This window comes from Streptomyces sp. BPTC-684, assembly GCF_030028635.1.
GTDB lineage: Bacteria > Actinomycetota > Actinomycetes > Streptomycetales > Streptomycetaceae > Streptomyces > Streptomyces noboritoensis.
This window is the reverse complement of sequence record NZ_CP124863.1, coordinates 4,476,545-4,501,676: the sequence shown is the minus strand read 5'-3', so window position 1 is coordinate 4,501,676 and position 25,132 is coordinate 4,476,545. Positions and strand designations below refer to the sequence as shown.

At 72.0% G+C, this 25,132-nt stretch carries 10 protein-coding genes, 1 tRNA gene, 16 pseudogenes and 1 riboswitch; of the genes and pseudogenes, 13 read left to right on the top strand and 14 right to left on the bottom strand.

All coding sequences use genetic code 11. The features are described 5' to 3' along the window. Position 1 precedes the first annotated feature (1 nt). The gene (locus tag QIY60_RS19875; RefSeq protein ID WP_283143619.1) at positions 2-2,056 is read right to left on the bottom strand and encodes an MFS transporter; all 2,055 of its coding nucleotides are present in this window, start codon (positions 2,054-2,056) and stop codon (positions 2-4) included. A 549-nt stretch (positions 2,057-2,605) separates the two neighbouring features. On the opposite strand from QIY60_RS19875, the gene QIY60_RS19870 reads away from it, so the two are divergent. Further along, complete coding sequence (locus QIY60_RS19870; RefSeq protein ID WP_283143618.1) at positions 2,606-3,151, top strand: peptidoglycan-binding domain-containing protein; 546 nt, start codon at positions 2,606-2,608, stop codon at positions 3,149-3,151. Between the two features lie 154 nt (positions 3,152-3,305). Beyond that, positions 3,306-3,971: an HAD-IA family hydrolase gene (locus QIY60_RS19865; protein WP_283143617.1), complete on the top strand. Its 666-nt coding sequence runs from the start codon at positions 3,306-3,308 to the stop codon at positions 3,969-3,971. Positions 3,972-4,202: 231 nt separating this feature from the next. On the opposite strand, the gene QIY60_RS19860 is transcribed toward QIY60_RS19865, so the two are convergent. Both QIY60_RS19860 and QIY60_RS19855 read right to left on the bottom strand, forming a co-directional pair. Further along, on the bottom strand, positions 4,203-4,784 hold the full coding sequence (locus tag QIY60_RS19860; protein ID WP_283143616.1) for a TMEM165/GDT1 family protein: 582 nt from the start codon (positions 4,782-4,784) through the stop codon (positions 4,203-4,205). A gap of 309 nt (positions 4,785-5,093) precedes the next feature. Further along, a pseudogene (locus tag QIY60_RS19855) lies at positions 5,094-5,838 on the bottom strand (ABC transporter permease). Positions 5,839-6,071: 233 nt separating this feature from the next. On the opposite strand from QIY60_RS19855, the pseudogene QIY60_RS19850 reads away from it, so the two are divergent. The 4 pseudogenes from QIY60_RS19850 to QIY60_RS19835 all read left to right on the top strand — a co-directional run. Continuing rightward, positions 6,072-6,722 (top strand): annotated as a pseudogene (locus tag QIY60_RS19850) (HNH endonuclease family protein). A 156-nt stretch (positions 6,723-6,878) separates the two neighbouring features. Further along, a pseudogene (locus QIY60_RS19845) lies at positions 6,879-8,587 on the top strand (alkaline phosphatase D family protein). A 189-nt stretch (positions 8,588-8,776) separates the two neighbouring features. Beyond that, positions 8,777-9,303, top strand: a pseudogene (locus QIY60_RS19840) (DoxX family protein). Positions 9,304-9,413: 110 nt separating this feature from the next. After that, positions 9,414-10,031: pseudogene (locus QIY60_RS19835) on the top strand (VTT domain-containing protein); the annotation flags it as partial. 59 nt (positions 10,032-10,090) lie between these two features. Here the strand turns inward: QIY60_RS19835 and QIY60_RS19830 are convergent. Next, positions 10,091-10,320 (bottom strand): annotated as a pseudogene (locus QIY60_RS19830) (DUF2277 domain-containing protein). A gap of 50 nt (positions 10,321-10,370) precedes the next feature. On the opposite strand from QIY60_RS19830, the gene QIY60_RS19825 reads away from it, so the two are divergent. Further along, positions 10,371-10,796 (top strand): RNA-binding S4 domain-containing protein, encoded by a 426-nt coding sequence (locus tag QIY60_RS19825; protein ID WP_283143615.1) that lies wholly within the window; start codon positions 10,371-10,373, stop codon positions 10,794-10,796. A 116-nt stretch (positions 10,797-10,912) separates the two neighbouring features. Continuing rightward, positions 10,913-11,194 carry a hypothetical protein gene (locus tag QIY60_RS19820; protein WP_283143614.1) on the top strand — a complete coding sequence of 94 codons (282 nt, stop codon included), beginning with the start codon at positions 10,913-10,915 and terminating at the stop codon, positions 11,192-11,194. A 149-nt stretch (positions 11,195-11,343) separates the two neighbouring features. On the opposite strand, the pseudogene QIY60_RS19815 reads toward QIY60_RS19820, so the two are convergent. Next, positions 11,344-12,050, bottom strand: a pseudogene (locus QIY60_RS19815) (CbtA family protein). Positions 12,051-12,068: 18 nt separating this feature from the next. Further along, positions 12,069-12,254 carry a CbtB-domain containing protein gene (locus tag QIY60_RS19810; protein WP_283143613.1) on the bottom strand — a complete coding sequence of 62 codons (186 nt, stop codon included), beginning with the start codon at positions 12,252-12,254 and terminating at the stop codon, positions 12,069-12,071. 72 nt (positions 12,255-12,326) lie between these two features. Beyond that, positions 12,327-12,484, bottom strand: a riboswitch (cobalamin riboswitch). 67 nt (positions 12,485-12,551) lie between these two features. On the opposite strand from QIY60_RS19810, the pseudogene QIY60_RS19805 reads away from it, so the two are divergent. Beyond that, positions 12,552-13,136, top strand: a pseudogene (locus QIY60_RS19805) (histidine phosphatase family protein). Positions 13,137-13,159: 23 nt separating this feature from the next. On the opposite strand, the gene QIY60_RS19800 reads toward QIY60_RS19805, so the two are convergent. After that, positions 13,160-13,231 (bottom strand) — tRNA-Val (locus QIY60_RS19800). A 293-nt stretch (positions 13,232-13,524) separates the two neighbouring features. Between QIY60_RS19800 and QIY60_RS19795 the strand changes: the two are divergent. From QIY60_RS19795 to QIY60_RS19785, 3 genes and pseudogenes are all read left to right on the top strand, one after another. Beyond that, positions 13,525-14,806 (top strand): annotated as a pseudogene (locus QIY60_RS19795) (hypothetical protein); the annotation flags it as partial. 82 nt (positions 14,807-14,888) lie between these two features. After that, complete coding sequence (locus tag QIY60_RS19790) at positions 14,889-15,446, top strand: DUF4383 domain-containing protein (RefSeq protein ID WP_283143612.1); 558 nt, start codon at positions 14,889-14,891, stop codon at positions 15,444-15,446. 37 nt (positions 15,447-15,483) lie between these two features. Beyond that, positions 15,484-15,693 carry a zinc ribbon domain-containing protein gene (locus tag QIY60_RS19785; RefSeq protein ID WP_283146006.1) on the top strand — a complete coding sequence of 70 codons (210 nt, stop codon included), beginning with the start codon at positions 15,484-15,486 and terminating at the stop codon, positions 15,691-15,693. Positions 15,694-15,762: 69 nt separating this feature from the next. On the opposite strand, the pseudogene QIY60_RS19780 reads toward QIY60_RS19785, so the two are convergent. From QIY60_RS19780 to QIY60_RS19765, 4 pseudogenes are all read right to left on the bottom strand, one after another. Then, positions 15,763-16,418, bottom strand: a pseudogene (locus QIY60_RS19780) (class I SAM-dependent methyltransferase); the annotation flags it as partial. Positions 16,419-16,438: 20 nt separating this feature from the next. Continuing rightward, positions 16,439-17,274, bottom strand: a pseudogene (locus QIY60_RS19775) (HAD family hydrolase). Then, positions 17,271-20,128, bottom strand: a pseudogene (locus QIY60_RS19770) (phosphoribosyltransferase). The pseudogenes QIY60_RS19775 and QIY60_RS19770 overlap by 4 nt, the downstream one beginning before the upstream one ends. Then, a pseudogene (locus tag QIY60_RS19765) lies at positions 20,125-21,283 on the bottom strand (HpcH/HpaI aldolase/citrate lyase family protein). Before QIY60_RS19765 ends, QIY60_RS19770 begins: the two co-directional pseudogenes overlap by 4 nt. Before the next feature lie 239 nt (positions 21,284-21,522). On the opposite strand from QIY60_RS19765, the pseudogene QIY60_RS19760 reads away from it, so the two are divergent. After that, positions 21,523-22,412, top strand: a pseudogene (locus QIY60_RS19760) (TerD family protein). Between the two features lie 51 nt (positions 22,413-22,463). Here the strand turns inward: QIY60_RS19760 and QIY60_RS19755 are convergent. The 3 genes and pseudogenes from QIY60_RS19755 to QIY60_RS19745 all read right to left on the bottom strand — a co-directional run. After that, positions 22,464-23,198, bottom strand: a complete 735-nt coding sequence (locus QIY60_RS19755) for a Tellurium resistance (RefSeq protein ID WP_283143611.1) — start codon at positions 23,196-23,198, stop codon at positions 22,464-22,466. A gap of 134 nt (positions 23,199-23,332) precedes the next feature. Further along, a pseudogene (locus tag QIY60_RS19750) lies at positions 23,333-24,476 on the bottom strand (DUF475 domain-containing protein). 86 nt (positions 24,477-24,562) lie between these two features. Continuing rightward, positions 24,563-25,120, bottom strand: a pseudogene (locus QIY60_RS19745) (TerD family protein); the annotation flags it as partial. Positions 25,121-25,132 lie beyond the last annotated feature (12 nt).

The window sequence follows — 25,132 nt, the reverse complement described above, 5'->3', positions numbered from 1 at the left end:
CTCATCTCGCGTGGTCCCGGCGCAGCTCCGGTCCCCTCGGGCGCTCCTCGTCCGAGCCGGACATCTCGGCCGTGAGCTCCTCCACCAGCTTGGCCAGGTCGGTCGGGCGGTCCGGGCCCCACCAGTCGCCGAGCAGCTCGGACAGGGACTCCTCGCGGGCCCGGGCGAGCCGGACCGCCGTCGCGCGGCCCGCCTCGGTGGAAACCAGGGCGATCCCCTCGCGCACGGCGAGGCCGCGCTCCTCCAGTTGCCGGGCGCCCTCCGTGACCAGCCGCAGCGGTACGCGCGTGCGCTCGGCCACGAAGGCCGGTTCCGCCGAGCCGTAGTGGTGGATGCGCAGCAGGAGCCAGCTCGACGCGGGCAGCAGGTCCAGGCCCGCCCGGGCGGTGATCTTCTCGTAGACCGCGCGGCGGCCCTCCCGTGTGCCGAGCACCGACAGCGCCCGCGCGCACTCGTCGTACGACGAACGCTGGACCGGGTTGGAGGCCACGGTCTCGCTGACGTCGGGCGCGGTGACCGCGCCGCGCAGCTTGTCCTCGCGCAGGAACCAGGCGATCACGAAGGCGAGCAGCGTCACCGGCACCGCGTAGAGGAAGACGTCGGTGATCGACTGCGCGTACGCGTGCAGGACCGGGGGCCGCAGCGCCGGCGGCAGCTCGGCGATCCCGCGCGGGTCCGCGGCCAGTTGGGAAGGCCCGGTGCCCGCAGGGAGCTCGCGACCGGCCAGCGCGTCGGCGAGTTTGCCGTTCAGGCGGTTGGTGAAGATCGTGCCGAAGATCGCCACGCCGAAGGAGGCGCCGATCGAGCGGAAGAAGGTCGCCCCGGACGTGGCCACACCCAGGTCCGCGTACCCCACCGCGTTCTGGACGACCAGGACGAGCACCTGCATCACCAGGCCGAGCCCCGCGCCGAAGACGAAGAAGTACAGGCTCATCTCCCAGGTGGAGCTCGTCTCGCTGAGCCGGTGCAGCAGGAGCAGACCGACGGTGACGACGGCCGTGCCCGTGATCGGGAAGACCTTCCAGCGGCCGGTGCGCGACACGATCTGGCCGGACGCCGTCGACGTCAGCAGCAGGCCGAGCACCATCGGCAGCATGTGCACGCCGGACATCGTCGGGGTGATGCCCTGCACGACCTGCAAGAACGTCGGCAGGTACGTCATCGCCCCGAACATCGCGAAGCCGATGACGAAGCTGATGACGGCGACGAGGGAGAAGGTGCGGATACGGAACAGCTTCAGCGGAAGGACAGGTTCCGCCGCCTTTCGCTCGACCGCGACGAACGCGCCGAGCAGCACCGCGCCCAGCACCGCGAGCCCGACGATCTGCGCCGAGCCCCAGGCCCAGGTGGTCCCGCCGAGGGAAGCGACGAGGACCAGACAGGTGGCGACGGACGCGATCAGGAAGGTGCCGAGGTAGTCGATGGTGTGGCGGGTGCCGTGGACCGGGATGTGCAGCACGGCGGCGATCACGAGAAGCGCGACGACACCGATCGGGAGGTTGATGTAGAACACCCAGCGCCAGCTGAGGTGTTCGGTGAAGAGCCCGCCGAGCAGCGGGCCGAGCACGCTGGTCGCGCCGAACACGGCGCCGAACAGGCCCTGGTAGCGCCCGCGTTCGCGCGGGGAGACGAGATCGCCGACGATCGCCATCGACAGCACCATCAGCCCGCCGCCGCCCAGCCCCTGGACCGCACGGAAGGCGATCAGCTGCCCCATGTCCTGCGCGACGCCGCACAGCGCCGAGCCGACGAGGAAGATCACGATGGCGGCCTGGAACAGCTTCTTCCTGCCGTACTGGTCGCCGAGTTTGCCCCAGAGCGGGGTCGCGGCGGTGGAGGCGAGCATGTACGCGGTGACGACCCAGGACAGGTGCTCCATCCCGCCGAGGTCGCTGACGATCGTCGGCAGCGCCGTGGAGACGATGGTCTGGTCGAGCGCGGCCAGCAGCATGCCGAGCAGCAGCGCACCGATGGCGACGAGTACGGTCCGCCGCTCCTGCCCGACGCCGGGCCCGGCGCCCGGGGAGAGCGCGGTGGAGGCCGTTTCCTGGGCCATGGGCCGCCCCTCTCTGTCTCAGCCGCCCCCGCTGTCTCCGCCCCGCCTCTCTCCATCTTGATCGCAATATCCGGATATGGCCTGCCGGGCCCGCCCCGACCCCTCGGTCCACCCCCACGGGCCCTGCATAATCGCAGGCAGTTCAAGGGGAGGGGACCCACGATGACGGGACACGTATGTCCTGAATGCGGTACGGAACGCGAGCCCACCGGCAGACCGGCCTGCACCTGCGCGCTACGAGCGGACCGCTCGGCCGAGATAGCCGCGTCGGAGGACTTCGACCCGCTCCGGATCAGGCCGTATGTGACGTTGGAGAACTTGGAGGGCCGGGAGGACGCGGGGCACCCCGAGGGGGGCGACCCCAGGGTGACGATGCCGCTGCGGGCCGTACCGCCGGCGGCGGGGCCCGCCGCTAACGAGCGTGGGGCGACCATGCCATTCCGGGCCACCCCTCCAGGGGCGCGGGGAACTGCGCGACCAGCCACACACGACCCGCAGACGACCGACCGCCCCCGACGCCGCCCCCTCCTCCTCGCACTCGCAACCACCGTGGCGATCGCCACGCTCGGCACGGCCGCGTTCGCGGGCGGCCTCTTCGGCGGGGACTCCGACACGGACGCGACCGGCCCGGCCACAACCGTGAGCACCGCCCCGGACCCCGCCACCACCTCCAGCACCCCCTCCCCCACCGCACCGGAGCCCACCCGCACCACCCCGCACACCACCCCCTCCCCCCACAAGAGCTCACCCTCCCCGAGCCGTACGCCTAAGGCCTCCACCAGCCCCTCCCGCCGCCCCACCACGCCCTCACCCACCCCGTCGCAGGTCACCGGCTCCGTCGACACCCCGACCGCCCCGGTCGCACCGCCCGCCACGGCCCCCGCACTGCGCCGGGGCGACAACGGCCCCGAGGTCGCCGAACTCCAGGACCGACTCGCCCAGTTGACGATCTACAACGGAAGGATCGACGGCCACTTCGGCTCCAAGACGGAGAGCGCGGTGCGTACGTACCAGTCGTACATGGGCCTCGAAAGCGACCCGCCGGGCGTCTACGGCCCGGAGACCCGCAGCGCCCTGGAGGCGCAGACGTCCTAGGGGGGCGACGGGGACGATCAAGACCCAAGAGCGAGGCCGGTTGGACCATTCGGCCCTTTGTTTTGTATCGTGATGGAACAAAGTGGTTCCGCCCGTACTCCCTGACCGGCGGGCGGAGCCACTTGTCTCTGCTCCCGCACCCAGGAGTCCACCGATGACGGCCACGCCCACGACCCTGACCGCCCGCGCCCTCCTGCTGGACATGGACGGCACGATCGTCAACTCCGACGCCGTGGTCGAGCGGTGCTGGCGCCGCTGGGCCGTGGAGCACGGCCTCGACCCCGAGGAAGCGCTGAAGGTCGTCCACGGCCGCCAGGGCTACGCCACCATGGCCGTCCTGCTGCCGGACCGCCCGATGGAGCAGAACCTCGCGGACAACCGCGTGATGCTCGCCGAGGAGACGGCCGACACGGACGGCGTCGTCCCCGTCCCCGGCGCCCCCGCCTTCATGGCCTCCCTCGCCGGGCTCCCCCACGCCCTGGTCACCTCGGCGAACGAGCCGCTGGCCCGGGCCCGCATGGGCGCGGCCGACCTGCCTCTGCCGACCGTACGCGTCACGGCCGAACGCGTCGGCGCGAGCAAGCCGGACCCCGAGGGCTTCCTCAAGGGCGCCGCCGAACTGGGCTTCGCCCCGGCGGACTGCATAGTCTTCGAGGACTCGGAAGCAGGCATCCAGGCGGGCCTGGCAGCAGGAATGCGAGTCATAGGCATAGGCCCCCGAGCGGCCGCGCACGGCCCGACGACACACGTACCGGACCTGACGCACGTAACGGTGACGGAAGAGCGGGACGGCACCCTCACCCTGCTGATCGCCCCGTAGGGGCGTTCTCAGGGGCGCGGGGAACTGCGCGACCAGCGACAGACGACCCGCGCCCGACCGACAACCCGAGATCGCCCCGCAGGGGCGCCTTAGGGGCGCGGGGAACTGCGCGACCAGCCCAAGACGGCCCGCAGACAAAGCACACCGCACCCCCGGAGGGACGACGCGGGGAACTGCGCGACCAGCCCAAGACGGCCCGCAGACGAAAACCCGCGCCCCAAACCGCCGGCGTCAGCCGGCAATGGCCTCAACCAGGCTGAACCCAGCCAGCGCAACCATCAGGCACGCAGCCACCTTCGTGATCAACCGAAGCGGCACGTACTTCATCAACGTCCGCCCGCCCAGAATCCCCAGCCCCGCCACCGCCCACAGCGCCAGCACCGCCCCCACCCCCACCGACAGCGGGCTGTCGTACCGCGCGGCCAGATTCGCGGTCATGATCTGCGTCAGGTCCCCGAACTCGGCGACCAGGATCAGCATGAACCCGGCCCCGGACACCTTCCAGAACGACTGGTCGGCCGGGGCCTTCACCCCGTCCTCCTCCTCGTCCTTCTTGAACAGCAGCATCGCCGCGCCCGCGAGGAAGAGGACGCCCACGATCGCCTGGAGCAGCCGGTGCGGCAGCAGGGTGAGCACGCTTCCCGCCGCGATGGCGAGCGCGACGTGCAGCAGGAACGCCGCCGCGACACCGACGAACACGTACGACGCCTTGTAGCGGGTGCCGAGCATCAGGCCCGCGAGCGCGGTCTTGTCGGGGAGCTCGGCGAGGAAGACCACGCCGAAGGTGATCGCCAGGATGGTGAAGCTGAGCACGGAAGAGGTCCTCAATCGGTCGGGCGCGGCGCGGCCGTACCGAGAGCGTGTCACGAGAGAATCCGGGGTCGCTTCGGCACAGCAGCGGCGCCATGAAGCGGAAAGCGGTCATGGTTCACTGCGGCCGAAGGTCTCGCTGGCGAGCCCTCGCGGGCCTGCCTCCGGGCGCCGGCTGGGGTCGCTCCCGAAGGAGAGTCCAGCAGTATGTCGACGTTCCGGCGAAGAGCTACTCCCCTTCTGCTCCGTACAGAATACGGGACACCGCCCCGCACCCGTCAGGGACCAAAGTCCCCCGGGAGTCGGCCGACGTCAGAGCGGCACATCCCGGTGCACCCGCCCCCGCGCCACCAGCTCCAGCACCACCGACACCGCCACCGCCTGCACCGCCATCAGCGCGACCAGCACGAACAGCTGCACCGCCCCCGCCTGCACCGGTGACGCCCCGCCGAGCAGCATGCCCACGAACGCCCCGGGCAGCGTGACGAGCCCCACCGTCCGGGGTCTGGTCGAGGCCGGGCAGCAGCGCGTCGGACGCGGTCGGACGGGCCACCTCCAGGCGCGCGTCCCGGTCGGGCAGCCCGAGCGCCATCCCCGCCTCCACCTCGCCGCGCCGCCCGGTCAGCTCGTCCAGCGCCCGCCGCCCGCCGAGCACCGTCGCGGTGAGCGCGCCGCCGATGAGGATGCCGGTGACGGGGATGAGCGCGATGCCCTTGACCGGGACGAGCCCGGTCAGCAGCAACACCCCCACCACCGGGGTCACTCCCGCCGCGATCGGCAGCGCGGCCCACCACCAGGTGCCGTTGGGCGTCATCCGCCGCCCGGCCGTACGGACCGCCACCGTGAACATCAGCAGCAGGAAGCAGAGCAGCAGCGGCACCGAGCCGACCACCCAGTGGATGGCGCTCGCCACCACCGCGAGCTGAACGGCCGCACGCACCCCGGCGACCAGGATCTCCTTCGCCCGGCCGAGCCGCGCCACCGTCGCGACACCGGCCGCGACCAGGAGCAGTACGGCGAGAACGACCCCGAGCGTGACATTGACGGGCAGCAGCACGCGCCCACGGTACGCCGGGACCTGCCGCCGCACCCGGTGGTGCAACCGTGGCATACGGGGCGTCAGTTCCCTTGTGGGACAAGGAGGTCAAGAGCACCTCACCCCTTGATGTGACGTGCCCATGTCGCCACTCTGTTACCTGGCGCCCACCCTCAGGAAACCTGGTGCCGCCACGATGACCGGGCCGCGCACCCGCGCGCCCGGCCAAGTCCCCCCACACCAAGGGAGTTCGCATGTCAGGTGTCTACGCGCGTCGAATAGCCAGGCTCTCCGCGCTCACCGCCTCCGCCGCCCTCCTCGCCACCGCGAGCCTGCTCACCGCCCCCGGCGCCCAGGCCTCACCCCCACCCCGGTCAGCGCCGCCACCGCCCGCAGCTACCTCGCCGCCATGACCGCCACCCCGGAGGGCTCCTCCGACGGCTACAGCCGGTCCAAGTTCCCGCACTGGATCACCCAGTCCGGCACCTGCAACACCCGCGAGGTCGTCCTCAAGCGCGACGGCACCAACGTCGTCACGGACTCCAGCTGTGCGGCCACCAGCGGCAGTTGGTACTCCGAGTACGACGGCGCCACCTGGACGGCCGCCGCCGACCTCGACATCGACCACGTCGTCCCGCTCGAGAGCCTGGCGCTCGGGCGCCAGCTCCTGGACGACCGCGCAGCGCCAGGGCTTCGCCAACGACCTGACCCGGCCCCAGCTGATCGCGGTCACCGACAACGTCAACCAGGCCAAGGGCGACAAGGACCCGGCCGAGTGGCTGCCCTCGCGCACCGCGTACCGCTGCACGTACGCCCGGATGTGGGTGGACGTGAAGCACTACTACAACCTGACCGTGGACTCCGCCGAGAAGTCCGCGCTGCAGTCGGTACTCAACGCCTGCTGAGCGCTCCGCTGGTAGTGCGGCGATTCGCTGCGGGCCGTCTGTAGCTGGTCGCGCAGTTCCCCGCGCCCCTACGGGGCCCCGCCATAAGTCCGCCTAGCAGCTCACTATCTCGCCCCTCCGTCCTTCCGTACCGTACGGAGCGGCGGAGGGGACGACATGGCCGGACTGCGCCTGGGACCACTGCTGCGGTACGTGGACGGCGGGTCCGGCACGTCGGCCACGGTCTGGGTGGAGGCGGACCGGCCGTGCACGGCCGAGGTGCGCTGCCCCGACGGCGCCCGTGGCTCCTCCCGTACGTTCCAGATCGCCGGGCACCACTACGCGCTGATCCCGGTCACCGGCCTCGCCCCGGGCGCCGCCACCCTGTACGACGTGCTGCTCGACGGGCGGCGGGTGTGGCCGCCCGAGCGCTCCCCTTCCCCGTCCGTGATCCGCACGCCCGCGCCCGGCGCGGCCCGACTGCGCGTCGCCTTCGGGTCCTGCCGCTGGGCCGCCCCGCCCAGGGCGAGCGCGACCCCGCAGGGCCCGACGCCCTGGACACGCTCGCCACCGGCCTCGCCGCCCGTCTGACCGCCGACCCGGACGCCGAGCGGCCCGACGTCCTGCTGCTCCTGGGCGACCAGGTGTACGCCGACTCCGTCTCGCGGGCGACCCGCCGCTGGCTCGCCGCCCGGCGCGATCTGGCCGACCCGCCATGGGCGCAGGTCGGGGACTACGACGAATACACCCGGCTGTACGACGAGTCGTGGGGCGACCCCGAGGTGCGCTGGCTGCTCTCCACCGTGCCGAGCTGCATGATCTTCGACGACCACGACGTGATCGACGACTGGAACACCAGCGCCGCCTGGCTGGCCGAGATGCGCGCCACCCCGTGGTGGCCGGAGCGGCTGGTCGGCGGCCTGATGTCGTACTGGGTCTACCAGCACCTCGGCAACCTCCCGCCCGCCGAGCTCGCCACCGATCCGCTGTACGCGGCGGTGCGGAGCAGCCCCGACGGCACGGACGCGCTGCGCCGGTTCGCGGCGGAGGCGGGCGCCGATCCGCCCACCCGTCACCCGGCCGCCACCCCTCAACGACAGCGCTGCGCGCCGACCCTTTGGATCGCGCTGGAGCTACCGCCGCGACTTCGGGCGCGTACGGCTGCTGATGGTGGACAGCCGGGCGGCCCGGGTCCTGGACGAGCAGAAGCGCGCGATGCTCGACGAGGCGGAGGCCGACTGGGTGCGGGAGCAGGCGCTCGACGGGACCGGCCCGTACGACCACCTGCTGATCGGGACCTCGCTGCCGTGGCTGCTGCCGCCGCTCGTCCATGACGCGGAGGGCTGGAACGCGGCCCTGTGCCGGGGCGAACGCGGCCCGCGCTGGGCGCGGTTCGGCGAGAAGCTGCGCCGCCGGGCCGACCTGGAGCACTGGGCGGCCTTCCCTCCTCCTTCGCCCGGCTCGCGGAGCTGATCGCCCGCGCGGGCAGCGGGCCGCAGGCGCCCGCCACGGTCTGCGTGCTCTCCGGCGACGTGCACCACGCCTACCTCGCGGAGCCGGTCCGGCCCACCGGCGGCCCGGACGCGCGCGTGCTCCAGTTGACCTGCTCGCCCGTCCACAACTCCGTCCCCGCGACGCTCCGGGCCGCGTTCCGCTTCGGGTGGAGCCGGTGGGGGCGGCGGCTCGGCCGGGTACTGGCCCGGCACGGCCGCCTCGGCGCGCCACCGGTGCGCTGGCGCCGAACAGGCGGTCCCCGGTTCGGGAACCAGCTGATGACGCTGACGCTGACCGGGCGCGCGGCCCGGCTCCGGCTCGACCAGGCGCGGGCAGGGCACGGCGGGTCCGCCCGCCTGGTCACGGTCCTGGACGAGGACCTGACTCCGTAACCCTGCGTCTCGATGCATTTGCTTTACGTCCATGTATGCCCCCCGTAAAGATGAATTCCAGCCAACTTCGGTCGCGATCCAACCGGAATTGAGCCATCTACTTAAACTTGAACTTGCAAGCATTGGTCAGGTCTACCTAACGTGGAGGCTCCACCGGCCCCGTCCCCCACACCGAAGGAGCCCGTCCCCATGGCTTCCCCCACGTTCCCCTCCGCTCTGAACACCGAGCGCGCCAAGCCCTACGTCCTGGGCCTTTTCCGGATCGTCACCGGCTTCCTCTTCGCCTGCCACGGCGCCGCCTCGCTCTTCGGCTGGTTCGGCGGCGCGGCCGGGACCGGCGGCACCATCGAGACCGGCGCCTGGCCCAGCTGGTACGCGGCCGCCATCCAGCTCGTCGGCGGCCTGTTGATCATGGCCGGACTCTTCACCCGCTCCGCCGCCTTCCTCTCCTCCGGCTCCATGGCGTACGCCTACTTCGACGTCCACCAGTCCGGCGCGCTGCTCCCCTCCAGAACGGCGGCGAGAACGCCGCGATGTTCAGCTGGGTCTTCCTGCTGCTCGTCTTCACCGGCCCGGGCGCCCTCGCCCTCGACCAGCTGCTCGGCGGCCGCGCCACGCCGCCGCCCTGCCGGAGACCACCGCGGCCGCAACCCCGGCGGGCACGGCGCGCTGACGCACCGACACTCCCGAACGACCGTTCACCGGCTTGCCGGTGACATCCCACCCCGAACGGAAACCCCACGCGCCCCAGGCGTACGCTGTACGGCTGTACAGCGACCCGGCCGCGAACCAGCGGCAGCAGGACGCATTCCGTTCGGGGGTCGTAGTGCTGGAGAGTGTGGGGTCGCTGACCGGCAGCCCATGGATTTACGCCGTGGTGACTGTCTCCGTTCTCCTGGACGTGTTCCTCCCCGTCCTGCCCAGCAGGGTCCTGGTGATCACCGCCGCGACCTCGGCGGCGGCCGGGTCGACCACCGCGGCGGGCGCCCGCACGCCATCCGCGACGTGCCCGACCTGCTCCTCCTCGCCGCCTGCGCCGCCGCGGCCTCGGTGCTCGGCGACCTCGTCGCGTACCGCCTCGCCTGGCGCGGCGGGGCGCGGCTCGACAAGGCCATCGCCCGCTCCCGCCGGCTGACCCGCGCACAGGAACGTCTCGGCGCCGCGCTGAGCCGGGGCGGCGGCGCGCTCGTCGTCATCGCCCGGTTCGCCCCGGCGGGCCGGTCCGTCGTCTCGCTCGGCGCGGGTGCGGCGCACCGCACCCCAAGGAGTTCCTGCCGTGGTCCGCCCTCGCCGGGGTGGTCTGGGCGGGCTACAGCGTCGGCCTCGGCTACTTCGGCGGGCGCTGGCTCGGCGCGACCTGGCTCGGCACGGGCATCTCCGTCCTCGCCCTGTTCGCGGCGGGCTCCTCGCCGCCTACGTCATGCGCCGCCCGGCCCAGGCCGCGGCGGCCGGCCCCGGCCTGACGCACGGACCGCGCCGCCCGCGCCCTGCGGACGGGTGCGGCTACGCCGGTGTCCTGACCGGCACTCCCCGTATCTCCAGGCCTTCGAGCAGCTCGGCCGTGGCCCGCGCTATCTCGTCCACCGCCCGGTCGAAGACCTCACGGTTGTGCGCGGCGGGCGCCCGGAAGCCGGACACCTTGCGCACGTACTGGAGAGCCGCCGCGCGGGTCTCCTCGTCGATGGCCTCCTCGGGGAGGGCCGGCGGCCGAGCGTCTTGATGCTTCTGCACATGCCTCAAGTGTGACGGGTACCACTGACAACGGCCTCGGTAGAGTCGGGGCATGGCGGCAGCGGACGAGGCGAAGGCACAGGGGCCCAGGGGGCCGACGGCACCGGCAGGGCCCTCGGGGCCCGTGCGGCTCGACAGCTGGATCTGGTCCGTACGGCTCACCAAGACGCGTTCCATGGCGGCGACGGCGTGCCGCGCCGGACACGTCCAGCTCAACGGCGAGCGCGTCAAACCCGCGCACACCGTGAAGGTGGGCGACGAGGTGCGGCTGCGCCTGGAGGGGCGGGAGCGGATCGTCATCGTCGCGAAAGTCATCCGCAAGCGGGTGGGCGCGGCGATCGCCGCCGAGACCTATGTCGACAACAGCCCGCCGCCGCCCGCCCGCTCGGACGTGCTCGCGGCCGGGGTGCGCGACCGGGGCATGGGCCGGCCGACCAAGCGGGACCGCCGGGAGATGGAACGGCTGCGCGGACTGTAGGGGCTTGCGAGGCGTTGGCCGGTATGCAACTCGGAGGCCAACTCCCGCTGTACCGGAGTAACTTGGAGGGCCGGGGGCCAGGGGAGCCCCCGGAACCGTCCCTAGAGGAACACGCCATGATCCTGTTACTGCTCGTCCTGGCGCTGGTCCTGTACGGCTTCGGCTTCAGTCTCGGCGGCATAGTGTTCTGCGTCGCCGTGGTGGCCGTACTCTTCAGCGCCCCACGCCGTGGCCGCTCCACGGCACCGTCCGGCGGCTCGTCCGGAGCCGGCGGAGCCGGCCGTGGCACGGACACGGACTACCAGGCCTACCGCGCCCGCCGGGACCGGATGGACCGGTGGGAGCAGCGCTACCGCAGGGAGCGGCAGAGCCGTCTGTTCTCCCTGCGCCGCCCCTGACCGATCGAGCGCCACCGAAACAGCGCACCGAGCACGACCCACGCACGAGGGCCCCGGACCGACTTCGGTCCGGGGCCCTCGCGTGCTGCCGCCGTCGGTGGGCGGCCGCGGCGCTGTCGACGCCCACACCCGGGCCTCGGCCGCGGCGACTAGGGCACCAGGAGCCGTTCGGCGAGGTAGCCGAAGACCAGCCCGAAGCCGGCCCACAGCGTGACCTGGATGGCGAGGGCGGCCGGGCGGAACTTCCAGAGCAGCATCGCCGGGAAGTCCTTCGGCAACTCGTTGACGGCGGGCAGGAACGCGTACGCGAGCCCGACCGCGACCAGGAAGGCGGCGAGGCGGCGACGGTCGCGTTCCAGTTGCCGAGGCGGGGCGCGAGCCGCTTGCCGAGGATCACCGCGGCGACGGCGAGCAGCACGCTCAGCGCGATCATCAGGAAGTACAGGGCGGTGCGTTTGCCGATCGTGTCGGGGTCACCGACGGACGGCGGGTTCGCCGGGTACTTCAGGAACAGGACGACGTAGACGGTCAGGAGCGCGCCGAGCGAGACGAGCGCCGCCGTGGCGCGCGGCCCGAACCGGCCGATCCGGCCGAGCGCGACGCAGAACGCGAGCGCCGCGATGCCGCCGATGGCCACGCCGAACACGAGCACACCGGTGGCGAGGCCGCCGGTGGACTGCAGGGTGCGGCTGAACACCTCTTCGCCGTGTTCGTGCGCGTGCGCGTCCTCGAAGTCGATGGCCGCGTCCACCCGGGGCTCGCCCAGGACGTACGCCACGACGAGTGCCAGGAGGCCCGCGGCGAGGCCGGCGAGCATGCCCCGCACCAGCAGGGCTCTGACGGACAGGGAGTTCACGAGTCGGTACCCCTGGTCTCAGTGGCAGGGGAAGCCGAGCAGGTGGCGTCCGTCGTGGACCCACTCGTGGACGTCCTCGCCGGACAGGAGGCTGGTCGCGCCCTGCTCGGCGCCGACGAAGTACAGCAGGACGAGCATGAGGATGCCGAAGAAGAGCGCCCAGGGAGCGATCGCCTTGAGCGATATGGGAGTGATGGCCGGCATTGCTTCTGCGCTGGGCGCAGGGGCGGCGGAGATAGCCACGGCAGAACCTCCTGGGGAACACGCGTCCCGGTCATTGGTGCCTTTGTCGACGGTGGTGGGTCTGACTTCCCCGTCTTCGCTCCCTGTTGAGGGCGCTCGCCGGGTTCACAGTGGCGCGACCGTGCCGGAATCTCACCGGGCTTCCTTCACACCGTCTTTATGTCGACGAGACCGTACCGCGTGAGGGACCGCGCCGCTACGGCGTGCGGGTGCACAACCCCGCGCGAAGTGCGCGAACGGCCGTGCTCTGCTTGGCCCATGACCGTACGCGTGATGTTGATCTCACCCCCGGCCGACCGCTACGCGCGCGAGGCGAGAGTCGGCGACGACGCGACCGCCCGGACGAGGACGCGGTCCGCAGGGTCAAGGACGCGGCGGCGGCGCTTCCGGTACCGGCCCGCCGTCTGAAACCGCCCTCCTCGCTCTACGAGTTGGCGGACAGCCTGCCCACGTGCGACGAACCGGCCCTGGCCGACTGGGATCTGGGCCGGTGGCGGGGGCGGCGCCTGGACGAGCTGAGCACGGCGGATCCCTCGGGGGTACGGGCGTGGCTCACCGATCCCGGGGCGGCGCCGCACGGCGGGGAGAGCCTGCTCGCGCTCGTCGCGCGTGGGCGCGTGGCTGGACACGCTGCCCGCGGTGGGCGGCCGGATCCTCGCGGTCGCCTCCCCGGCGGTGGTCCGCGCGGCCGTGACCCACGCCCTGGCCCTGCCGCCCGCGTCCTTCTGGCGCCTGGACGTGGCCCCGCTGACCCTGACGGAACTCTCGGGCCGCGCGGGCCGCTGGAACCTGCGGTGCGGGCGCCCGGCGGAGGGGCGCGGTCGGACGAAGGCCCCCACCTGATCGGCGGGGGCCTTCACCACGTGTGGGCATGGACGGTTTCGAACCGCCGACATCTGCTTTGTAAGAGCAGCGCTCTACCCCTGAGCTACACGCCCGTGGCACATCCGTGGATGAGGGAACAGCGTACATGGCCCCCGGGGCAGGGCTGCAAACCCGTTCGCGGCGGCGGGCCGGGCGGGTCAGGTCGGCGGGGCGGTGCGAACTAATCGGCCGGTGTGTTCGTCACTACCTGGTGGGAGAATGAACCGGCAGGCGGACACGGCACGGGAGAGGATGTGACGGCGACACACGCGCGGCCGTACAGCAGAGCGGGTGCCATCGTCCCCGGTGTCGGAGTGCGGGCGGCCGGGGGCGGCGGGCCCTCGCGGACGCGCTCGCGCTCGTCGCGCTGCCGCTGGTGCTCGGGGCCGCGCTGCTGCCCGGGGCGTTCGCCGGAGGCGGGACGCGGCGCTGGTTCGGCGGGCGCGGCGAGAGCGTGCGGGCCGACGCGCAGGCGGCCAAGGACGCGGCGCCGCCGCCTTCTACGAGCTGGACACCGCCCAGCGGGACCTGCGGATCTCCATCGAGACGATCACCGCCGTGGACAGCTCGCCGCGCGCCGCAAGGCCGTGGACGACTTCGCGGCGCTCGGCCGGCGGATCGACGAGGTCAGCAACGACTACATCACCGCGGTCGACGCGCACGACCTGGACCGCGACGACCTGGACGCCTCGGTGGCCTCGCGGGCCCGGGGCGAGCTGACCAAGGCCAAGGACGACCTCGTACGGGTCAAGGGCGAGCTCGACCGGTTGAGCAGAGCCTGGGGCCGCTGCTGTCCACCGCCGAGACCCAGCTGGCGCGGCTCGCGCCGGCCGTGGAGCAGGCGCGACAGGCGCTCTGGCCGCGAGCACCGCTCTCGATGCGGTGCGGGCCTCCGGACCGAGAGCGGACGATCTCGCCGCCCGCCTCGCCGCGCTCGGCCCCGAGCTGACCAGGCTCAACCAGGGCGCCGGGCAGCACGGCGTGCCCGAGACCCTGGAGCGGGCCGACCGGGTGCTGCGGGAGGCCGAGGGCGTGCGCGCCGAGGCCGAGCGGCTGCCCGAGCGGGCCGCCGAGATCGACCGCCGCCTGGTCTCGCTGCGCACGCGCGCGCAGGCGCTGACCACCCGCGCCGGGACCGTCGACCCGGTCCTGAGCGAGCTGCGGCGCCGGTTCGCGGCCGCCTGCTGGCAGGACCTCCAGCAGGTCCCCGAGCAGGCGCTGGTGAACGTACGGCAGGCCGAGGAGAAGCTGAAGGAGGCGGCCACCGCGCGCGACGAGCAGCGCTGGGCCGACGCGACCTCCCGGCTGAGCACGGTCAGGGCGCTCCTCAACACCACCGACGAGGCGGTCTCGGCCGCCGGGGACCGGCTCCAGCGGCTCAACGCCGTGGCGAAGGACCCGCAGCAGGAGATCCAGCGGACCCGGTTCGCGATCCGGGACGCGCAGCGCCTGGCGATGTCCGGCCGCAGCACCCGGACCCGCGCCACGCCCGCCCGCTCGACGACGCCGTGGCGCGCCTGGAGCGCGCGACCGCCACGCTGGAGGGCCGCCACCCCGACTACTGGCACTTCCTCACCGAGACCGAGGCGGTCCGCCGAAGCGCCGCGCGCGTGGTGGCCCAGATCCGCGAGGAGCAGGGGCACGGCGCCCGACGGCCGTCACCGGGACGAGTTGACGCGGCCGCGCGACGGGCGGATCCTGGGAGGTACGGACGACACGAGGAGGCCGCCCATGGCCACCCAGCCGCTTCACACCCTGCGCCACCCCCGGCGCATCCCCCATGTGTCCCTCGACGAGCATCTTCCCGTCGACCACCGGCTGAGCCAGGTGTACCGCTTCGGCGCCGGGATCATGGGGCTCTTCCTTCTCGTCTTCGGCATCCTGGGGCTCACCCACAACATCGGGTTCTTCGACACCGGCGGCAAAGAGGTCGCCGGGCTGAGCACCAACGGCACGCTCAGCGTGATCTCGATCGTCGTCGGCGCGCTGCTCCTGTACGGCATGGTCAAGGGCGGCAACTTCGCGTCCTGGCTGAACATGTCGCTCGGGGTGCTCTTCCTGATCAGCGGGTTCGTGAACCTGGCCCTGCTGGACCGCGGCTCGCAGAATTTCCTCGCCTTCAAGATGCAGAACGTGATCTTCAGCTTCCTGGTGGGCCTGGCGCTGATGGTCTTCGGGATGTACGGGCGGGTCAGCAGCCATCTGCCGCACGACAACCCGTACTGGAAGGCGCGGCGCGAGGCGGAGGCGCAGGCGGAGCCGGGGGTCAGGGACCGGCCGCTGCGGTAAGCCGCACGGCGCCGCCGCCGGGCCGTTAGCCTGGGGCATGCCTCGCTATGACTACCGGTGCCGCTCGTGCGGCGACACGTTCGAGCTCAGTCGGCCTATGTCCGAGTCCGCCGCGCCCGCGACTTGCCCTGCCGGGCATGGGGACACGGTGAAGTTGCTGTCCACCGTGGCCGTGGGTGGGATGGCCAAGGGTGCGCCTGCGCCGTCCGGCGGGGGCGGGTGCTGTGGTGGGGGCTGCTGCGGCTAGCTCTTCGGGTGCGGGCCGGTGGGGGCTGAGCGCGCAGTTCCCCGCGCCCCTGACCTCCCAGGGGCGCTGGCGCTTCCTCGACAGCGTCAGGCCGTCCGCCACCGTCAGCATCACGCTGTCCATCCGGTCGTCCCGCCTCACGTGCTCGTTGAAGCGTTGGATCCCGGCGGCAGGACCGGTCGCCGCCGGGTCCACGACCTCGCCGTGGAAGAGCACGTTGTCCACCGCGATGAGGCCGTTCTGCCGCATCCTGGGCACCAATTCCTCCCAGTACGCGATGTAGTTGTCCTTGTCGGCGTCGAGGTAGGCGAAGTCGATGTGCGGCTCGGTGGGCATCGCCCGCAGGGTGTCGAGCGCCGGAGCGATCCGCAGGTCCACTTTGTGCGCCACGCCCGCCTTCGTCCAGGCCTCGCGCCCGTACGCGGTCCACTCCTCGGAGACGTCGCACGCGATCAGCCGTCCGTCGTCGGGCAGCGCCCGCGCCATGGCGAGCGCCGAGAACCCGGTGAAGGTGCCCACCTCCACCACGTGCCGGGCGCCCGCCAGCCGGACGAGGAAGGCCAGCAGCGGGCCTGCTCCTCGGCCGACTGCATGCCCGCGTAGTCGGGCAGCCGGGCGTACGTCGTCTCCACGAGCTCGCGCTGCACCGCTTCCAGGGGCGGGTTGTGCGCCAGCATGTACGCGTACAGCTCGTCGGTGATCTTCGTGGTGTTTCCCTTGGCCATACGGGCGAGTATGCGACCGGTCAGGGCACGGCGGGCGCATTGCAGGACGCCGTGGCGCGGCTCGCGAACCGGCGCACGATCTCCTCGCCCGCCAGCACGCCCGCTCGTCGAGGACGTCGACGTGCGGCGCGGTCCAGCCGGACTCCGCGAGCTCGCCGTGGCCCGGGCGCCAGCCCTCGTCGGCGGCGAGCAGCAGGTCCGCGTCGAGGAGCGAGTCCCCGGCGGCCAGGGTGAGTCCGGCGCCGGTGCGGCGGGCCACCTCGTGCACGGCCGCGCTCTTGGTCAGCGGCTTCGGCACCGCGTAGATCTTGCGGCCCTGGAGCGAGACCGTCCAGCCGCGCTCCTCGGCCCAGGCGCTCAGCTCCTTGACCCAGTCCTCGGGCAGCAGCGCGCGCTCGACCACAAGGTACGCGAACAGGTCCTCGGCGACCCGCTCCTTGCGCAGCCACGCCGGGTCGGCGGCGGCCGAGATGTGGGCGCGCACCTCGTCGAGCGTGGCGCACTCGGCGGCGATGCGGGCGTCCACCAGGCGCCGCCAGTCGCGGTCGGCCACCCCGTCGACGAGCAGTTGCCCGCCGTTGGCGCAGATCGCGAACTTCGCGGGCAGGCCGGGCAGTTGGATGCGCTGGTACTGCTTGCGGGTGCGGGTCGTGGTGGGCACGAAGACCGTGTCCGGGTCCGCCTTGAGCGCGGCGAGCAGGGTGGCGGCGTTCTCGGTCATGTACGAGAGCGGCTTGTGCTCGTGGATCTCGACGCAGAGCAGCCGAGGGGCCCGGGGGTCGGGCATGGTCAGGTCGAGGGCCGCCGCCGAGTAGATGAGCGTACGGTCCAGATCGCTGGCTATCCGGGTGCTCATCGGGAGGCCACCGCCTTGCCGTCGGCGCCGGTCGCCCCGCGCGTGTACTGGGGGTGGATCAGTCCGACACAGCTGTACGGCAGGTCGTCGACCCATTCCACCGGTACCCCGCGCTGCTCCGCAGGGAGGCGTACGTGGTCGAGGTCGGCCCCGGCGCCGCGGTGGGCCAGGATCTTCCAGGGGACGCGGCGCAGCAGGACGCGGGTGGTCTCGCCGACGCCGGGCTTGACGAGGTTGACGTCGTGGATGCCGTACTCCTCGCTGATCCGCTCGACGGCGGCCCAGCCCTCCCAGGTGGGGGTGCGGTCGGTGCCCTGGAGCGCCTTGGCCTCGCGGTCGACGTCGGCGGCGACCTCGTCGAAGCGGGCGGCGACGGCGTCCAGGAAGTCCACCGAGACGTCGGAGCCCGCCAGTTCGCGGTAGAACTTGGCGCCGTGGAAGTCGCCGGGACCGATCAGGTCCTTGCGCAGCACGGTCCGCGATATCAGCCCCGACACGGTCGAGTTGAGGCACGCGGACGGGATCAGGAAGTCCTCGCGGGTGCCGTACGTACGCACGCAGGAGCCGGGGTCGGCGAGAACGGCGATCTCCGGGTCGAACCGGTCGACCCCGAGGATTCGGCGAACTCCCGGATCGCGGCGGCCAGTTCGCGCGTGATGGCGCCCTTGCCGGTCCAGCCGTCGACGAAGACGACGTCGGCGGGGTCGTGGTGGGCGGCGAGCCAGCGAAGCGCGTTGGGGTCGATGCCGCGGCCGCGCACGATGGAGACGGCGTAGTGCGGCAGGTCGAGCCCGTGCCGCTGCCGGGCCCAGCGGCGCATCAGGACGCCCACGGGGGTGCCCGCGCGGGCCAGCGAGACGAGGACGGGCCTCGGTGACCGCTCGGCGAGGACGGTCTCGGTCACCGTGCCGACGGCCGCGCGATCCGGTCGGCCGAGGCCTCAAGGGCGGCGCGGAAGAGCTCCTGGTACTGGGGCGAGGGCTGGTACTCGACCGGCAGCGACTCCGCGTAGTGGGCGCCGCCGCTCTGGATCGCCTCCTCGCGCTCCTCGGTCGGCGCCTCCAGCTCGACCCCGGACAGGTCCTTGAGCAGCCAGCCGACCTCGTCGGGCGCGTACGAGGAGAAGGCGGGACCGCGCAGCGGCTCGGGCAGGGGCTCGGGCATGGGGGCACCTTTGGGTACGTACGAGGGGACGACGGCCAGCACGACGTGCGGGATGTGCGCGGCGAGCCTGGCCAGCAGGCCGTCGGGGGCGTGCAGTTCGGGGGTGTCGGCGGCGGAGTCGACGACGGCCACGCGGTGTCGTACCCGGCGCCGGCCACGTTGTACGCGTAGCGCTCGCCCGGGCCGTCGGCGGGGTTGTCGTGGGCGGGGAAGACGAGGCGGGTGCGGATGGCGTAGCCGGGGTCGTCCACGGCGAGCACGGGTGACCTGGTGGTGGTGGAGTAGCGGACGTCCGTCCCCGCCTCTTCCAGGGCGAGGGCGAGGCGCAGGGGTGCGTACATCAGCTCCTCGAACCCGAGGACGAGGGTACGGCCGGGGGTGTCCCCCAGGGCGCTGTGGATGGCGGCGGCCATTTCCGGAAGCGCGTCCTCCAAGACCACCCGGTGGTCCGGGTGAACCCATGACGCCCCCCGTCGGGGAGGCCGCTCGGCCAGGGGAGGTCGACTCGGGGCCGGCTCCCCGCCCCGCTGTGGGCGGACTGTCCCGCCCGTGTGGGCAATCGTCCCGCAGGGCGGGACGGGTGGGCACAGCGGGACCCCGTCGCCGGGCGACGCTCCCTCGCCTCCAGCCACGTCCGGCGCGTCCATACCTTGTTCGGCCCCCGGGACCGGGGTGCCGCTGTGCCCACCCTCCCCCAAGCTCTCGGCTTCGCTCGAGCAGGGGGACCCCCATCGCCCCTAGCGGCACGCATGCCCACAGCGGCGGCAGCGGGAGCAGGGACACCTGTGGCGACAGCAGCAGGGGCAGGCGCAGCCGCGCCGCAGGCGCCGCGGCCGCCCGGCCAGGGCTTTCGGGAAGGGGTGGGGTGGGGGAAACCTCGTGCTCGGCCACCAGCGGGGCCGGGCGCGGGTCCGACCGCGCCTTCGTGCTCGGCCACCAGCAGGGCCGGGCGCGGGTCCGGCTCGATCGCGGCCTCGCGCTCGGCCACCAGCGCCATCCCCGGTTCCAGCACCCTCCGGCAGGAGAACCGTTCCTGCCGCCAGGGTCACCAGGGACACCTCCGCGCCGATCTCCGTCGCGAACGCGGTCAGGCGGGAGCGGTCCGCCGGGGAGCGCATGTCGACCAGGGCGACTATCACGTACCGGGAACGGGGGTAGCGCGCGTGCAGCGCCCTGATCGTGTTCAGGACCGTGTTGCCCGTCGAGAACTCGTCGTCGACCAGCACCAGCACCCCGTCCCCGCAAGGAGCGCCGGATCCTCCGGCAGCAGCGGGTGGAGGTCGCGTGGGAGTGGGACTCCTCGAAGCCCCGCCCGCGCGACCCCCTCGACGGGGCGGCGCGTGGAGTGGAGGTAGGGCGCCGTGCCCAGGCCGTCCGCCACCGCGTGGCCGAGGCCCGTCGCGGTCTCCGCGTACCCCAGGACGACCGCCCCGGCCGCCTGCGGGCCGAGCAGTTCCCGCACCTCCTCACCCAGCGCGAACCCCGCCCCGTACACCCGCGAGGGCTGCTGGGGCACGTGCTTGCCCAGCACGTTGGAGACCAGCAGATGTGCCCGCTTGGGGTTGCGGCGCAGGGCGAGGCCCAGCAGCTCGGGCAACTGCTCGTCACCCTGGAGTTCGACTCCGAGCCGCTCGGCGACCCACGTTCCCGACCAGACCACCACGTTGTCGACGCTCTCCGTCTTTGTCATCCGGCCGAGCCGGCGGTCAGCAACTCCACGAAGCCGGTGTCCTCGTTCGCGACGCCGAAGACCTCGGCGCGCAGCAGAATCCGCTCGGCCCACGCGCGGTGCGGCTTCACCTCGTTCATCTTGTTCGTATACGCGGAGCGCAGCACTCCGCCGCCGCCCGCTCCGGCCGCAGGATGTCCTGGGCGTCGCTGTACTCCTCGTGGCTGACCACCGACAGCGCGTGCACCGGCACCACGTGCGAGGGGTGGATGCAGGTCTTGCCGAGCAGCCCGTTGGCGCGGTCGAGCTCTATCTCGCGCAGCAGGCCGTCGATGTCGTGCTCGATCAGCGCGTCGCGCAGCTCCTCCGCGCGCCCTTCGAGGAAGGGCTGCGGCGCAGCTGGGGCTTGAACATGCGCTCCTGGAGCCTGAAGTACTCCCACACCGGGCCGGTGATCGTGAAGCCCGTGCCGTCGGCGCGGCCGAGCACGTTGACCACGTCCGCGATCACCCCGGCCACGATCTGCACGTCGTACGCCGTCATGTCCGGCGAGCGCCGCGGCCCGTACGCCGAGCAGAAGTCGGTCACGCCGAGCCGCAGCGCGAGGACCGGTCGCGGTACTTGTCGACGGTCCGGGCGATGCCGGTCAGCGTCTCGCAGCAGGTCTCCAGATGCAGCAGCTCGGGCGATTCGAGCACCGGCATGGCGAAGAGCCGCCGCCCGCCGGCCGCCTCGGCCGTGCCCAGAACCTCCAGGAACGGCACCCCGCGCTCCTCGGTGAACTTCGGCAGTACGAATCCGGACAGCAGCCGCACCGAGGAGCCGAGCGCCGCACCAGATCGGGGATCTGGGCGGGCTCGCGGACCCGGATGAACAGCAGCGGGTCTGCCCGCCGCGCGCGTCGAGGTCGGCGAACTGGCGGACCAGATTGGCCTCCGCCCCCGCCACCTCGGCGTCGTCGATCGAGTCCTCCAGGCAGAGCACCATGGACACGACACCCCGGCGGGCCTGCTTGAGCACGTCGTCGGCGAGCGTGGGGCGGGTCGCGGGGCTGTAGAGCGTGGCCCCCAGGGCGGCGGACAGCACGCGCGCGGGAGAGTCCGAGTCGAACTCGGCGGGCTCCCGGTGGAACAGGTCCTTACGAGCAGCAGGCGGAACGTGCCCGAAGTGACGCATATGGATTCCCCTGTACTGCAACGATGGCCCGGACTGAGTGAGGGTGGGTGGCCGGTAATAGTACGTAAGAACACATGTCGCGAGTTCCCCGCGTGCGTGAAATCCAGGTAACCCACCCGCGCCCTTCCGTGTCGCGCACGGACGCGGTACGTAAGGTACGTACCGCTCATCCGCAGGACAAGGCCCACCTCGGGCCCCCGCGTTGTCCGGGCGGGCGGCGGGAAGGCAGGATTGCGACCATGACGCACGCGATGCTGAAGGGATCCAACGTCCCGCTGGACGCCATGGCCGTGAGGGCCGTGCTCCGCTGGACGCCGGGCGCCGACGTCCCGGACGTGGACGCCTCGGCGCTGCTGCTCGCCGCCGACGGCCGGGTGCGCTCCGACGAGGACTTCGTCTTCTACAACCAGCCGCGCCACCCCTCGGGCCTGGCGCGGCGGCTGCCCAGAAGCGGGTCGGGGACGGACTGACCGACACCATCGAGGCGGATCTGGCCGCGCTCGACCCGTCCGTCGACCGCGTCCTGGTCACCGCCTCCTCGGACGGCGCGACCTTCGGTCGGTACGTGACCTGCGGGTCCTGCTGTACGACGCGGGGCCGGGCGGCGCCGAGCCGCTGGCCGTCTTCGACGTGAAGGCGGAGACCGGCGAGGAGACCGCGATCATCTGCGGCGAGCTCTACCGGCGCGGCGACACGTGGAAGTTCCGCGCGGTGGGACAGGGCTATCCGACCGGTCTGGTGGGACTGGCGACGGAGTACGGGATCTCCGTGGACGAGGACGGCGACGGGGGCGAGGAGGGCTCGGACACGGGCTCCTCGGGCGCGACCCGGGCCCACGGCCAGAGCGGGGCGCAGACGCACGCCGCGTCCGTTCCGCAGCCGCACGCCGCTCCCCGGCCCAGCCGGGGACCCAGCCCCTGTGCCGCCGCTGCCGTCCGCCTCGCCGCCCTCCTACGGCTATCCGCACCCCGCGCCGCCGCAGCACCCTCCCGTGCACCAGCCCTCGTACGGCTATCCGCGGCCCGCGTCGGCGCAGTCCGGCTACGGCTATCCGCAGCCGGTGGCGGCGCACGCCGGGGACCCGGAGTTCACACTGCCCCCGATGGGGCCGCAGTTCATCCGGCAGTGACGGGCGGGGCCGGGCGGGCGGGGCCCGCCGGGGCCGCTCACGGGTGCACTCTCAGGCCTTCGTCTTGTAGCCGCGCCCCCACTGGAGCCCCCATCCGTAGAGCCGGTCCAGCTCGATTCGGAAGCCGTACACGAACTTCACCTCGCGCCGCACGACCATGTCCCCCTTGATGTTCTCGATGCTGACGACCGCGCAGGAGCGGGCCTGCAGGGCGTGCTCGTCCAGGTCGACCTCTATGCGCGGGCCGTTGCTCGGATAGAGCGTGACCTTGGCGTGCGTACGGTCGAAGGCGGGCGTCTGGTCGTATATGTAGACGAAGACCAGCAGCCGCTTGATGGACTCGCGGTGGTCGAGGTTGACGTAGATCGTCTCGCCGGACGGCGAGCCGAACCGGTCGTCGCCGCTGAGCTGGACGTACGGCGACGCGTTGGTGGCGCCGAAGAAGCCGCCGAGCGGCTGCACCGCGCCCTTGGAGCCGTCGTTCAGCTCGTAGAGGCAGCCGAGGTCGAGGTCGACGTTGACGACGCCCTGGGTGTGCGCCTGGACCACGTCGGGCTTGAACAGCTTGAACGGGTGCCGCTGCACGCTGGGCCCCGACCGGCCGCCGAAGTCGGAGGTGCGCATCCGCCACGACAGGTTGACGCGCAGGGACCCGGAGTTGGCGCCCTGCTTGCCGAGCGAGACCACCGGGTGCCGTTTGGTCAGCTCGATGGCGTTGTTCGCGGCGCTGCCCGTGTCGAACTGCGCCGAGGGCCTGCCGCGCAGCAGGCTGTCCCAGAAGGCCATCTGTTCCCCACCCCTATACGAACCAAAGCGAACGGCCCCGCACCGGAAAGAACGGCGGGGCGGCCGGGAGGCGCGAACCTCCCGGCCGCCCCGCTCAGAGCGTTCCGCAATCGTCGACGGGTCACACCACGGATTCAGACCCCGGTGGAGACTTCCGCCTTCTCACCGAAATCCTCGCCGCCCTCCGCGGCGATCCGCTTGTTGCGGCGCACCGAGGACCAGAAGGACCAGGCGATCAGGATGACGCCGACGAGGCCGGTGATGACCTCGTTGATCTCGTACTGGATGGTGACCAGGAGGATCACGGCGAGGGCGCCGATCGCGTAGTGCGCGCCGTGCTCCAGGTAGACGTAGTCGTCGAGGGTGCCCTGGCGGACCAGGTAGACCGTGAGGGACCGCACGTACATGGCGCCGATGCCGAGGCCGAGCGCCATCAGGACGATGTCGTTGGTGATGGCGAAGGCGCCGATGACGCCGTCGAAGGAGAACGAGGCGTCCAGGACTTCCAGGTAGAGGAACATGAAGAACGCGGCCTTGCCGGCGAGCAGGACCGCCGAGGCGCCGCCCGGCCGCTCTTCTTGGCCTCTTCCTCGGCCTCCAGCTCGGCTTCCTCCTCTTCCTCCAGCTTGTCCTCGAAGTAGCCGGAGAGGCCGCCCACGATCATGTACGGGATCAGACCGGCGATGCCGGAGATGAGGACCGTCTCGCCCTTGTCCGCGTGGGCCCCGCCGTGCAGATGGGCGTGGGTCGCGAAGGTCATCGAGGAGACGAGCAGGACGCCCAGCGCGATGGCGACCGAGAGCATGTCGACCTTGCCGAGCTTGGCCAGCGGCCGCTCGATCCAGCGCAGCCACTGGATGTCCGGTCCTCGAAGACGAAGTCCAGGAAGATCACGAGCAGGAACATGCCACCGAAGGCGGCGATCGACGCGTGCGCGTCGGTCACCAGTTCCTTGTAGTGCTCCTTCTCGTTCAGCGCGAGGTTGACGGTCTCGATGGGGCCGATCTTGGCGCTGATGGCGACGATGACGACGGGGAAGACGAGCCGCATGCCGAAGACGGCGATGAGCACACCGATCGTGAGGAAGATCTTCTGCCAGAAGGCGTTCATCTTCTTCAGGATTCCGGCGTTGACCACCGCGTTGTCGAACGACAGCGAGATTTCGAGGATGGACAGGATCGCCACGATCCCGAAGGCGGTCCAGCCGTCGTAGAGCACCGCTAGAGCAAGACCGACCGCAGTGATCACGAATGACCAGCCGAAGGTTTTCAGAATCACTGACTTCCCCATCTAGCTGGTGGGGTTCCCCCCAGACGGAGTCTGGGGGAGGTCTCCCCCGCGCCGCACCCTACTTGGGCGTGGCTTTACGAAACGTTGACCCCGAAGTCTAGAGCGATCCCCCGCAGTCCGGACGCGTACCCCTGACCCACTGCGCGGAACTTCCACTCGCCGCCGTAGCGGTAGAGCTCGCCGAAGATCATCGCGGTCTCCGTGGAGGCGTCCTCGCTCAGGTCGTAGCGCGCGAGCTCCTTGCCGTCGGCCTGGTTGACCACCCGGATGAAGGCATTGCTGACCTGGCCGAACGCCTGGCCACGGGCGTCCGCCTCATGGATCGACACGGGGAAGATGATCTTGTCGCAGCCGGCCGGCACCTTCGTCAGGTCGACGATCAGCGACTCGTCGTCGCCTTCGCCCTCACCCGTGAGGTTGTCCTCGGTGTGCTCGACCGAGCCCTCGGGGCTCGTCAGGTTGTTGTAGAAGACGAAGTACTCGTCGCCGAGCACCCGTCCGTTCGCGCACAGCAGTGCGCTGGCGTCGAGGTCGAAGTCGGCCCCGGTGGTGGAACGCGCGTCCCAGCCGAGGCCGACCAGCACCTGGGTGAGGTTCGGTGCGGCCTTGGACAGGGAGACATTGCCCCCTTGGCGAGCGTGACG

Bases quoted from the DNA above. Each gene is read 5' to 3' on its own strand.
- QIY60_RS19865 (WP_283143617.1), top strand. From the start codon at position 3,306: ATGACGGCCACGCCCACGACCCTGACCGCCCGCGCCCTCCTGCTGGAC.
- QIY60_RS19810 (WP_283143613.1), bottom strand. From the start codon at position 12,254: ATGCCGGCCATCACTCCCATATCGCTCAAGGCGATCGCTCCCTGGGCG.
- QIY60_RS19825 (WP_283143615.1), top strand. From the start codon at position 10,371: ATGGCGGCAGCGGACGAGGCGAAGGCACAGGGGCCCAGGGGGCCGACG.
- QIY60_RS19755 (WP_283143611.1), bottom strand. From the start codon at position 23,198: ATGGCCTTCTGGGACAGCCTGCTGCGCGGCAGGCCCTCGGCGCAGTTC.
- QIY60_RS19790 (WP_283143612.1), top strand. From the start codon at position 14,889: ATGGCCACCCAGCCGCTTCACACCCTGCGCCACCCCCGGCGCATCCCC.
- QIY60_RS19820 (WP_283143614.1), top strand. From the start codon at position 10,913: ATGATCCTGTTACTGCTCGTCCTGGCGCTGGTCCTGTACGGCTTCGGC.
- QIY60_RS19785 (WP_283146006.1), top strand. From the start codon at position 15,484: ATGCCTCGCTATGACTACCGGTGCCGCTCGTGCGGCGACACGTTCGAG.
- QIY60_RS19875 (WP_283143619.1), bottom strand. From the start codon at position 2,056: ATGGCCCAGGAAACGGCCTCCACCGCGCTCTCCCCGGGCGCCGGGCCC.